Source organism: Cloacibacterium normanense (assembly GCF_002943105.1).
Taxonomy (GTDB): domain Bacteria; phylum Bacteroidota; class Bacteroidia; order Flavobacteriales; family Weeksellaceae; genus Cloacibacterium.
Genome location: NZ_PTPZ01000004.1, coordinates 1 through 12,374, shown reverse-complemented (window position 1 = coordinate 12,374; position 12,374 = coordinate 1). Strand labels below are relative to the sequence as shown.

General features: G+C 30.7%; 9 protein-coding genes. 4 read left to right on the top strand and 5 right to left on the bottom strand.

Annotation, left to right across the window (positions count from 1 at the left end; translation table 11 throughout):
• Positions 1-534: 534 nt before the first annotated feature.
• Positions 535-1,539, top strand: coding sequence for an IS110 family transposase (locus C3729_RS07750; RefSeq protein WP_104793644.1), 1,005 nt, complete (start codon positions 535-537; stop codon positions 1,537-1,539).
• A gap of 65 nt (positions 1,540-1,604) precedes the next feature.
• On the opposite strand, the gene C3729_RS07745 is transcribed toward C3729_RS07750, so the two are convergent.
• The 4 genes from C3729_RS07745 to C3729_RS07730 form a co-directional block, all read right to left on the bottom strand.
• The gene (locus tag C3729_RS07745; RefSeq protein ID WP_104793643.1) at positions 1,605-3,422 is read right to left on the bottom strand and encodes an ATP-dependent helicase; all 1,818 of its coding nucleotides are present in this window, start codon (positions 3,420-3,422) and stop codon (positions 1,605-1,607) included.
• Positions 3,422-5,353, bottom strand: coding sequence for an ATP-dependent nuclease (locus C3729_RS07740; RefSeq protein WP_104793642.1), 1,932 nt, complete (start codon positions 5,351-5,353; stop codon positions 3,422-3,424). Before C3729_RS07740 ends, C3729_RS07745 begins: the two co-directional genes overlap by 1 nt.
• Before the next feature lie 278 nt (positions 5,354-5,631).
• Positions 5,632-5,844, bottom strand: coding sequence for a hypothetical protein (locus C3729_RS07735; protein ID WP_104793641.1), 213 nt, complete (start codon positions 5,842-5,844; stop codon positions 5,632-5,634).
• An 18-nt stretch (positions 5,845-5,862) separates the two neighbouring features.
• Positions 5,863-7,503: a phospholipase D-like domain-containing protein gene (locus tag C3729_RS07730; protein WP_104793640.1), complete on the bottom strand. Its 1,641-nt coding sequence runs from the start codon at positions 7,501-7,503 to the stop codon at positions 5,863-5,865.
• Between the two features lie 90 nt (positions 7,504-7,593).
• Here C3729_RS07730 and C3729_RS07725 point away from each other — a divergent pair, with 90 nt between their 5' ends.
• The 3 genes from C3729_RS07725 to C3729_RS13300 all read left to right on the top strand — a co-directional run bounded on the left by C3729_RS07725 (position 7,594) and on the right by C3729_RS13300 (position 10,992).
• Positions 7,594-7,803 carry a helix-turn-helix transcriptional regulator gene (locus tag C3729_RS07725; protein ID WP_104793639.1) on the top strand — a complete coding sequence of 70 codons (210 nt, stop codon included), beginning with the start codon at positions 7,594-7,596 and terminating at the stop codon, positions 7,801-7,803.
• 360 nt (positions 7,804-8,163) lie between these two features.
• Positions 8,164-9,732 (top strand): type I restriction-modification system subunit M, encoded by a 1,569-nt coding sequence (locus tag C3729_RS07720; RefSeq protein ID WP_104793638.1) that lies wholly within the window; start codon positions 8,164-8,166, stop codon positions 9,730-9,732.
• Positions 9,733-9,789: 57 nt separating this feature from the next.
• Entirely contained in the window at positions 9,790-10,992 is a 1,203-nt protein-coding gene (locus C3729_RS13300; protein ID WP_104793637.1) for a restriction endonuclease subunit S, read from the top strand.
• 26 nt (positions 10,993-11,018) lie between these two features.
• Here the strand turns inward: C3729_RS13300 and C3729_RS07710 are convergent, their stop codons facing one another.
• Positions 11,019-12,317 (bottom strand): restriction endonuclease subunit S, encoded by a 1,299-nt coding sequence (locus C3729_RS07710; RefSeq protein WP_104793636.1) that lies wholly within the window; start codon positions 12,315-12,317, stop codon positions 11,019-11,021.
• Positions 12,318-12,374: the final 57 nt, after the last annotated feature.

The window sequence follows — 12,374 nt, the reverse complement described above, 5'->3', positions numbered from 1 at the left end:
CTTTTGGTTTCTGTATTTATTTTGACCTAATGAGCGATTGGAAGGTGTAGCGCATAAAGGCTTTGCCTGTTGCTAGGAAGGCATTTAACATAATGCCACATTATAGGGACTATGCAGGGATGATGGCGGAACCCTTCGGCAGGCTCAGGGCTGGCTGGGTGGAGACAGCTCTCTGTAGCTAGGTAGTGCGTATAATGTTCATTATGTTACTTGCTGCGGACAGCGGTGGTTTTGGAACCTTGCGATGTTATTAAGAAGTGAACGTTTTAGTGTGTTTTAAGGGAACGGCTTTGTTTTAAGGGCACGGATTAAAAATCCGCCTTTACTTTGTATTCTATAAAAAGAGCTAAATTTATTCAAAGAAAAGCAGAGGTGAACTATCAAATCCGCAAAGCTAATAGGCTTATATGGCGCATTAGTCCTCTGCATTCTCTTTGATAACCGTTGAATGACTTTAGATAGAATGATAGATTTTTAGGTCTAATAAAGGCTTTAGAGACATTCAACACTTTTTATTTCACTAAATACAAAGTTATGAAAAAATTCAATGTTTTTACAGGAATTGATGTGTCTAAGTCTACTCTAGATTTTTGCATTATTGACGCAAAAGCTAATGTTCTAATACAGGGAAAAACAGAGAATAATTCTCATGGGATTAAATTGTTACTGAATCATTTTAAAAAGCTAAAAGTATCTCTCAATGAGGTGTTGTTTTCTTTTGAAAACACGGGGGTATATTCTATGCCTTTAAATATTTTTCTTTCTGAAAGAAAATGTGATTTTGCTGAAATTCCTGCTTTGGAAATTAAAAAATCAAAAGGGATTACTCGTGGTAAATCTGATAAAACTGATGCAAAAGATATTGCATTATATGGCTTAAGAAATCTGGACAAAATCACCTTGTCATCAGTTCCACAAATTGAAATCCTTCAACTTAAATTCTTATTTGCTGAAAGAGAAAAAGTGATAGAAGCCATCAAAACTTTTGATTCTACTAATGAGGCAGAAGGCTTTCTTCCCAACTCGGTATTTAAGATCGTGAATCCTATAAACAGAAAAATTCTTACTCATTTAAAGAAAGCTCTTAAATCTATTGAAGAAAAAATCAATAAAATAATAGAGCAAAATGAAAAGCTAAAACAACAAAAAGCTTTGCTCAAAAGTATACCAGGAATAGGTGATGTTACTGCTTTGTATTTTTTATTAGCAACTAAAGGATTTAGTGTTTTTAAGGATTGGAGAAAGTTTGCTTGTTATTCTGGCATTGCTCCTTTTGAGTATAGTTCTGGCTCAAGTGTAAGAGCGAGAACCAAAGTAAATCATTTTGCTGATAAGAAAATAAAATCTCTTCTACATCTCGTAGCATTAAATGCTATAAAATACGATGCAGAACTAAAGGAATATTACCAACGAAAAAGAGATGAAGGCAAACATACGCTCTTGGTATTAAATAATATAAAATGCAAAATTGTAAGCAGAGCTTTTGCTGTCATTAGCAGAGAATCTCCTTTTGTCAATACTTACAAATTTGCATCTTAAAATTTTTATATTTTTATTTGGTTTTTGCCATAGAATGCGCCATCGGGTTATTTATGGTATAGTTTTTATAATTCATCTTCTTCTATAATTCTTATTTTTTCACCAAATTTTTTTATAAGGTCTTCGTTTGTTATTGATTCAGGAAATGCCATTGCCAATAAATATTTTGGTCTCGATAAAGCTACATAGATTAATCTTTTTGTTTCATCTGGAAATATATTTTCAGTATTTGAAATATTTTCAAAAGTTATATTGTCTTTGTGTTTCTTTTCATTAAAGAAAACAAGTATTGAGTCTAAAGTCTGACCTTTTACTTGGTGTATTGTTGTTATTGGAATATTAAACGCTGAATGTGATTTCTTGAAATGAATTTCAACACTTTCGTCCAATGTAGCCTTTTCTAAATATGTTGATTTTCTATTCCTTAAGTTGAAGTCGAGGTTGTAATTTAAATTTAGTTTTTCTTTTAAAAATTGTTGCGTTTTTGTTGTCCAATTACTTATGGATAAAGTAAAGTCAGGTAATTCCGCAAGAATAGTTATTATTAAAGAATTGAAAGAAGGGTCTATGCTTTTTTCTTTTTCAATTTCTTTTAAACTATGGTAGTCTGTAATATCTGAATGAATTAGATGAATGCATATTGTTCGAATTTCTTTAATAGAATTTTTTATATCACCACTCAAATAGAGATTCTTAGCATAAATTATACTTTTCGGTAAATCAATTCCCCAAGGTCTTTGTTCTGATTTTTTTCCTAAGAGCGAATCTTTTAATGAATTCCCTCTTACAACAATACAACTTTTAGTGTACTTGTATTTCGAACAACAATCATCAAAATGTTTAATTATCTTTTGATGATTGTTATTGTTGTATTTGTAAATAACAATTGAATCATCTAATTCTGGACAATCAACACTATTGATTTTCGAATCATTTTGCCTTCTGACTTTAGAAAAAACGTCAACTATATTTTGAGGAGAGCGTCTATTGTCAGTTAGGTCAAATGATTGCCAAGTATCATCTTCTTCATACTTTCTAAGAAATTCAGTTGGTTTTGCGTCGCGCCATTCATACAAACTTTGATAAGGGTCTCCAATTAGTTCAATATTGTTTAATCCTTGTTTGGTAAGTTCTTCGAAAATAGCGTGTTGCATTATTGAATTGTCTTGTGCTTCATCAATAATGATAAATGGAAATCTTAAACTTAGCCATTCGCTAATCTTCGGATTTTTCTTTAGTAAATAAAGTGCTATATATGCAGAGTCTCCAGTTGATATTAGACCTTTAGTAAATTGTTTACTTTTAATAAGTTGGCAATATTTGTTAAAATTCTCTCTTTCAACTTTTTCAGGAGATGGTTGATTCCCATTTATAGAAAATGTACCATCAGGCTCAATTCTTATCTCACTTGGGGGGTATAAGTGAAATATACTTCTATTATTTTTCGCTTTATACTCGGCATTATTTAAAGGTCTTAACAAACCATCTAATGTTTTCCCGTTTTTTACATATGTGGTTTTCCACATATCATCTAGGATTGTTGTATGGTCAAGAATTTTTGGTCGGTTAAAATCACGATTTAGTAAATTGTAAAAGGGTAGTGTTATAAATTTATTTATAAAACTATCAATAGTTGATACATGGTTAGGAAATTGAAGTGATTTTCCACTCAGTTTTCTATATGCTTCATTGATTTCGTCTTTGGCAGAATTTGTAAAAGACAAACAGGCAACACCTGAATGACCGCCAATTTCTTTTGAGTTTTCTAATTCTAAAATCTTTTTTGCGATAGTCGTTGTTTTTCCACTACCAGGGCAAGCATTTAAAATTACTTTCCCTCTTGCTCTTAAATAAGCTAACCTTTCATCATTTTCAAAATACATTACAATCCGTTTTTTAAATGTGTAAGAGCATTTAATATGTATGTTGGAACTTTAAAAGTTGATTTAGCATCGGCTAAATTTTCAATAATATGAATTGAAAAATCCTGAGCAAATTCTGCCTTAGTTGGAAAACATTTCCATAATAAGATTGCAACCTTTCTTTTTTCTTCATTTGACATAATATCATTTGGTAATGTCGCCATATAGGCAATTATTTTGTTCATTTTATCATTGTCAATTGTGTCAATATATTTTACTAAAAAGTTGTCTTTAAAATTTCTTCTGTCATCAATAACATTGTGTAATGCTATTTCGTACTCGAGTGTTTTAAATGATTCAAATATCTTAATGTTGTCTGCACTATTTTTTACAGAATTTAAATTCTTTATTCTCGAAACCGCATTGCCATTTTGTATGGAATCATCTAATGAGTCAAGAATTGCAGTGTTATCTATTAATTTATCAAAGCTGTAATCTGCTTTTTTAGAATCTGTAAATCTATCGTCATCAGTAATTACAGAGATTGGTTTATTTATTCTTTCTATGGGATTTAAATGATTGAAAAGATATAAAAAAGGATAAAATGATGTTCCACTTACATTTACAATTTCAGTCCTATAATCTTCTAGGCTATAATCTTCCAATTGTGTAAAAGCTGACACTAATAACTCTTCTGAAATACCTTCAATAAAAAGTATTGATTTAGCATATAAAAGTTGAGATTTTGTGACATCAATATATCTTTGAAGTTTTTTCATCCTATTTTCAAAATCAGCATCTAATAAGACTTTACTTTTTGTTGTGTCTTCAATGATTTTTTCAATTTCTCTATTTTGAAATTGTTTATCAAGTTTTGTGGCTTTGCCTGATTCTAATAAAATAAGATTTTTAAGAGGAACTTTAGATGTTAAAGTAGGTGAGTGAGTGGTTATAAATAATTGGCTGTTTTCTGTTGCATTAGCGTTGTTCAGGAAGTTGTATAAGCTTAATTGTAATTGCGGATGAAGATGAGATTCTGGTTCCTCAATAAGTAAGGCAAAATGCGGTAGCCCATTATCTTTAATTTGTTCCTTAATATCGCCCAAAACAACAGCTATATAAATGAGGTTATTTAATCCTAAGCTATTTTGCCAAAGATGAAACCCCTCATCAATTAATGTTGTTCTATTGTGTGGAAGATATGGTTTAATAGCATTGACGATATATTCTGTTTTTGCTTCTTCTATTCTAAGTCCAATTTTATTATCAATAACCTTTTTGAAAATATTCTCAAGATTGGTATTAACCCCATCCCTTGTATTTTTAACTTCATTACGAGCTAATAATTGAGAATTTGCATTTTTTATTATTTGTTCAATATCTGCTTCTGAACCTTCTCTCTTTACGAATCTTTTAATTACTTTACCAAGGATATTGTTTCTAGTGCTCAATAAATCTCTAGTACTATCTCTTAACGCGCCTAAATAATAATGTTGAAATAATTCAAAGGTTTTATAATCAGCTTTTTGACCATCTATATTACCAGTGTTATATGAAAAATAAGGATATTTCCCATCCCCTTTGTCTTCATAAGAAATAGAAATTTTCGCATAATCATCCTCAATCTTACTAGGGTCAATAACCATATATTCATAGAAAGCTCCTTTTTGATGAGTCGATAAACCTTTAAAAATATATGTTATTGTAACTATAGTAGATTTTTGAATTGTTTTTTTGCCTGAAACCTCCACTATTTTTTGATGAAAATCATCGAATGACACTGATATTTCTCTTATTGGTTCTCCAATGTTATATAATAGTCTGATTGCATCAATAATTGCAGATTTACCACATCCATTTTCTCCGATAATTATATTTAATTTAGGATCAAACTCTGTTTCAATTAGTTCAATTCCTTTGTAATTTTCAACTTTTATATAGGCTAGATACATTCTTGATTTTGGGATTTGGTTGCATTACAGATAACTCAAAAATAGGCGAAATATAAATCTAAAGTAATTACAATCTGAAAGTTATTTATAAGTGATTGTAACTAATTGTTTATGTTTGGATTTTGACTTTCAGCTTATTAGTTTCCAACAAATTTATACAAAATAAATTAAGTTAAAAAACTGAAAATGTATATTTTGTGTTAAATGTGGAAAATTCATAAAAAAATCTATCTCGAAGGAGATAGATTTTTTAGTTATTAAAAACGGAAATTGTAATATTAATTTTTGTTTCGTTTACTTATTGGGGCTAATAGTAGGTAAAATAACCAAGCAAACCATGATATAAATAAAACCGCTATTATCCATGCAAGTTTTTCTGATTTAGATGCACGGCTTGAAAGCATGATGCTTAGTATTGGTAAAAACCATATCAAAAATACTATGCCAAGTATGAATAATCCTACAATAGCTGATGAAGCTTCTGAATTCATGGTTAAGATAAGTTTTGGTTATTTTTTTAGGAGTTTTGTCTGGTAGGTTTTGTCTCCGATTTTTAGATTGATGAAGTATAGGCCTTTTGGATATGTTGTAAGGTCTATTGGGGTGTCTTTTAGTTGAGTAAAGTTTTTCTCTAGGATTTTGTTCCCTGCAACGTTAAAGATGGTATAAGAACCACTTTGGTTGGCTGTACGGCTATCTGATTTGATGTAAGCGATATCAGTAGTTGGGTTTGGATATGCAATAAGCTGATGATTCTGCTGTGCAAATTCTGTAGCATTGAGAACGCCTCCTGCGAAATTGTAGAGGTATGCGAATGCTTGGAAATATTGGTCGGTTACAATTTTATCGTGAATGATGAGAGTGTTTTCGTCATTTCTAGTTTCTGCGGAAGTAGACCAGTTGTGAGAACCGGTTAAGACTTGAGGGTCAGAACCTGCATTGTAATTGTCTACCAACATGAATTTATGATGGAGGATTCCAGAGCCTGAATATTTAACCACTTTGGTAGTGCCAATGGCCGATTGCAGCGCTGCAAAATCATTGCCCGTTGGGTTTTGGCTGTCGAAAACTGCATTGATGGTTGATAAGCCTGTGTTGTATTTATTGATTAGTGCATCGCGGATATCGTCTCTAGTGATGAGCATATCTGCAATTTCTATGTCTGTATTGGCTGAGTTGATTACGTTTATGATTTTTGCTGTTACTCCATCAGAAGGGCTGAAATAGGCATTGACTACTTTTCCCCCAATGACGAAATTGTGAGGGGTATTGTCGGTTTTATAAGGTCCGAATTTTGATATGGTGGTATTTGGTGTGAGGGTATTGGAACCCCACATTTCTTCGAACTCTGTTTTGTAGGCTTGGGCTAATGCTTGGTCTTGAATGGCAATAGCATTGTTTTTATCGGGTCCATCAATCTGAACGGCTGTCCAGTTGGTAGAACCCGTCCACACCCAAGGGGTGTTCGGGTCTGAGCTGTCGGCATCGAAAATGACAAATTTATTGTGCATAATACCATAGTCAGAAGTTGTAGGACTTGGTAATCTTGGGATAGCAGGATTGAGTAATGGTATCATTACACTGGAAGTGCTGCCGTCATAGATTACTCTTACTTTCACCCCACGAGCATAGGCATTGTTGATTGCCCCTGCAATACCTGTAGAACTATCTGGAGAGTAGCTGTTGTAAATGGCAATGTCTAAGGTGCTTTGACAAGCGTTTATGTAATCAATTAATTTATTATCTAGTTGATCTGCCAAGTTTACTGCGTTTTGATACTGTGCTAGTGTATTGTTTACGGTGTGGTTAAAATAGACATTCATTACTCCTGTAGAAGCTGATTTTGCCACGATGTAATTGGCTTTAGCTGTTCTGGAAGTATCGTCATTAAAGGTATATTCTAGTTTGATGACCTGTGCAGGATTTAGGCTATCTAAAATAAAAGTGTTTTGGTTGAGGTCTCTGGCAACTCTTTTTGTAGTTTGGGTTTTATTGTCAAAAGCTTTGAGAGAAACGCCTTTATTGAAGGTAACTTCTATTTTATTGTCCTTATAGTTTAAGGTATAGTCGGATTCTTGAATGGTCTGAGCTTGGGAGTTTACCGCGAATAAAACTGTGGTAAAAAATAAGTTGGTAAATGTTTTAATCATAAAGTGGTATTTCTACAAATTTAATCATTATTTCGATTGGCTGAGATATGAAATAAAATGGTTATTTTTACTTTGAAATACAAACGAAAGATGGAACTCACCACAACAGAAAAGAAAATCATTGCCTTGTTGAAAAAGGGGCAACAACAGACTGAAATAGCGGAATATTTTAGAAATAATGAGAGCTTTAATATTAATTCACAATCTGCGGTAGAGAAAATAATTATGGGGCTAAAAAAGAAGTATGGCGTAAAAACCATGTTTCAGTTGGGTGTGGTTATTGGGAAGATGGAGAAATGATTTATCAATAAATTTTAGTAAATTTGGACTTCTTTATTTTAATATGGGATAAAATAATGGGCTTAGGCTCATGTTTGCCACTCAATTTTTTGGGTTGAATTTACCTTAAGAATTAGAAATATTATTAACAAGTTAAATGAAAAGTATTTCGGTTTTATTCTTTGCATAATAATTGAAGTTTTTTTTATGTATACCAAATGGTTACTGTTTCTTTGGTTATCATGGTTATTAGTTTTCCGATAAATGTTATAATTTTATATGAAAAAATCGTGTAATTAAATAAAAACTCTAAATAATATGATTTTCCATATTGGATTAAATGTGTTTTTCTTTAAATTTGATATTTTATATCCTTAATGTATGTCAGAAGAACAAAAACGTCAATTAGAACAACAACTTTGGAATATTGCTAATACCTTAAGAGGTAAAATGAATGCCGACGAATTTCGTGATTATATCTTAGGCTTTATTTTTTATAAATATCTTTCAGAAAAAATACATTTTACTGCTAATAAAATTCTTGAAGACTCTGGTGAAAAAATTGATTATCAAGAGATTGATGAAAATTCTAATGAAGGAAAAGAAATTGTAGAGGCTATTTATGAAGAAATAGTAGAAGATTTAGGCTATTTTCTTAAACCTTCTGAACTATTTAGCAATGTTGCTCAAAAGGGATACAATAAAGAAGAAGGTAAATCTAATTTCATTCTTCCTGAATTAACTAGAATACTAAATAATATAGAGCAGTCTACTTTAGGAACAGCTAGTGAAGAAGATTTTGATAAACTTTTTGAAGATTTAGATTTAACATCCTCTAAATTAGGTAAAACAGAAGAAGAAAAAAATAAATTAATATCTAAAGTACTTTTTCATTTAGATGAAATTGACTTTAATTTATCTGATACTAATGCTGATGTTTTAGGTGACGCTTATGAGTATTTAATTGCTCAATTCGCTAGTGGTGCAGGTAAGAAAGCGGGAGAGTTTTACACGCCTCAAGAAGTTTCTACCATTTTAGCTAAAATTGTAACAAGTAGAAAGACTCAATTAAAATCTGTTTATGATCCCACATGTGGAAGTGGTTCTTTACTTTTAAGAGTAGCTAGAGAAGCTAAAGTAGCAGATTTTTATGGACAGGAAATGAATAGAACTACCTATAATCTTGCAAGGATGAACATGATTTTGCATGGGGTAAATTATGTTAATTTCGATATTAAACAAGAAGATACTTTAGAGAAGCCACAACACATTCATAAGACTTTTGATGCCATTGTTGCTAATCCTCCTTTTTCAGCAAAATGGAGTAGTAATGAGCTTTTTCTATTAGATGAAAGATTTTCTCAATATGGAAGGTTAGCTCCTGCTTCTAAAGCGGATTTTGCATTTATTCAGCATATGGTTCATCATTTGGATGAAAACGGGATAATGGCAGTAGTAATGCCACACGGTGTTTTATTTCGTGGAGCAGCAGAATTAGAAATTCGAAAGTATTTAATCAAAGAAAAAAATTATTTAGATGCAGTCATTGGTTTACCAGCTAACATCTTCTATGGAACTAGTATTCCGACTTGTATTTTAGTATTTAAAAAGTGTAGAGAACAAGATGAAGATGTTTTGTTTATAGATGCTAGCAAAGAGTTTGAAAAACAAAAAAATCAAAATATACTTCGAGTTCAGCATATTGAAAAAATTGTTGAAACCTACAGAGAACGCACTGTACTTGAAAAATTTAGTCATAAAGCAAGTTTAAAAGAAATCGCAGAAAATGATTATAATCTAAATATTCCAAGATATGTAGATACTTTTGAGGAGGAAGAGGAAATAGATATTTTTGCTGTTATGCGTGAAATAAAAGAATTGGAAGCGAAACGTTCAGAATTGGATCTTGAAATTAATAAGTATTTAAAAGAATTGGGATTAGTAAGTTAAATTTTTTTGACTTTTTATAATCCTTAATGTTGACAGCTAAAACTATAAATTATCAAGATGGCAAAAGAAAATAAAAGTGTAAAGAATTTTCCTAATTTACGATTTCCAGGGTTTGAAGGTGAGTGGAGGTTTACAAATTTAGGAAATTGCGCATACTCATTTGAATATGGGATGAATGCTTCCGCAATCAAATTTGACGGAGAAAATAGATACATAAGAATTACTGATATTGATGAAGCTTCTTCAAAATATAAACCTGAATTTCCAGTATCACCCAATGGGCAACTTTTAGATAAATACTTAGTTTCTGAAAATGATATTTTATTTGCAAGAACTGGTGCCAGTACTGGAAAATCTTATTTATATCATAAAGATGATGGTAAGCTCTACTTTGCAGGTTTTTTGATCAGAGCAAAAATAAAAGAAGAGTTCAATTCATATTTTGTTTTTACACAAACAAAAACAATCCATTATTATAAATGGGTACAGTTGATGTCTATGAGATCTGGACAACCTGGAATTAATTTACAAGAGTATGCATGCTATTCATTTCATATTCCTTCAAAAAAGGAACAAGATAAAATTGCTTCATTCTTATTATTTGTCGATGAAAGAATCCAAACCCAAAAGAAAATAATTGAGGATACTCGGAAGATGAAATTAAATCTTTTACATAACCTTTTTACTCAAAACTTTAGAATAAGTAAGCAATATATAAGCAAATGGGAAGAAAAGACATTAGGGGATATATCTGCAATCTTAATGGGACAATCTCCAGATTCATCTGCTTATAATACTGATGAAAAAGGATTACCATTGATACAGGGTAATGCAGATATTGTTCATAGATTTTCAGAACCAAGACAATTTACAAATCAAATTACAAAGACATGTGATATAGGGGATATAATATTAACTGTACGTGCTCCTGTTGGTTATGTTGCAAAATCAAAACATTTTGCTTGCATAGGACGTGGAGTCTGTGCTATCAAAAGCAATGAAAAATCAGATTCTGAATTTATTTACCAGTTTTTACTATACTTTGAAAATAAATGGTCTTCTTTTGAACAAGGTAGTACTTTTACCTCAGTGAATTCATCTGATATAAAAACTATTAAAATAAATGTTCCAGCAATAGAAGAGCAAAGAGAAATAGCACAATTTTTAAAGACTTTTGACGAAAAAATCAATTTAGAAACAGAATTACTCGCTCAATACGAAAATCAAAAAAAGTATTTATTACAAAATCTTTTTGTTTAAGATATTAGAATTTTGAGAGAGTTTTTTCAAACAAACAAATTAGCCATAAGAAACTTTTTTTGTTGCTCTAGCTTTTCTAAAATTTGCTTTTCTGTTTCTATCTTTTCTTGAATGGAAGAAAGGAAATTGGCAATTTTAGTTTGCTCTTCAATACAAGGAATTTTTAATAGACACTCCCCAATTTCTCCTAAGTTTATTTTTTTTGGGAATGCTACGTGTATTGTTCTATTCCATAATTCATTTTGAAATTTATCTGAAGATATGTATTGAGCTAAATATTTTGAGTTATTATCGTTGTTGCTTTTAATCAATGCTAAACTCACGTAAAATGAAGCATTTACATTCCAATCAATATATTTTACTGTTCCTATATCACCAATTCTAGTCATTAAAATATCTCCTTTCTCGATTTTAACTCTATTATTTTCTTTTATAAAAACTTCTTCTGAGATATATTTTGTAACTGAAAAATTATTTGCGGTTAAATTCTCTACACTATAAAAAGGAACTCCCTTTTTGACGTATTTTGGAGTTTGATGAGTACCATCAAAAATTTGACTGATATTTTTTAATTTAGTGCTTTTCCATTCTGAATAAAAATCATTATTTTCGTTTTTAAATCTTAGTTTCTTAGAAAATATCTTTTCACGACTCGCTTTCATTAAGGTTTTTAATTGCTCAATTATTTTCATTGAACATAATATCCTCTTATCTAAAAGAGATAGAAATTCAGAAATCTTTTGTTGTTCTGAAATTGAGGGAAAGGATAAGTGAATATTAGAAATCCTACCCACATTAATGCTTAATACCTTAGAGCCTTGTGATTCTTTTTTTATTTGATTTCTTACAAAATCAGATTTTAATAAATATCCAAGAAAACCTTTAGAAAAATTATTTTTTTGCGGTCTTGCTAAAAGAGTATGCAAACCAGAAAGCAATTTTTCACCATTAAGATTTGTAATTTCAATACTTTTCCCAACATCGTTTAAATCTTCAGAAGCATCTGCAAAAATTACATCTCCTTCTTGACAATAAAAATCTTCTGAAATCCTATTTAGAGAAATATCTTCATTTACATAAGGAACATTTTCTTTTTCTAAGTCAAAAAGGGTTTGAAATTTAGTATGGATATCTCCATAGTGAATATTTTTTACAGTTCCTGATTCATAATTAAGATTATCTCTTGAATAAGAATTAGTTACTTTGAAAGTCATTAGGTCTCCAAGCTTCTTATTTTCCCATTCATCATTGAATTCCGGAAACCTCAATTTGGGTATACTTCTCGAATTAGGAAAATTCTTTACACTTTTATTTTCTTTTGCCATCTTGATAATTTATAGTTTTAGCTGTCAACATTAAGGATTATAAAAAGTCAAAAAAAT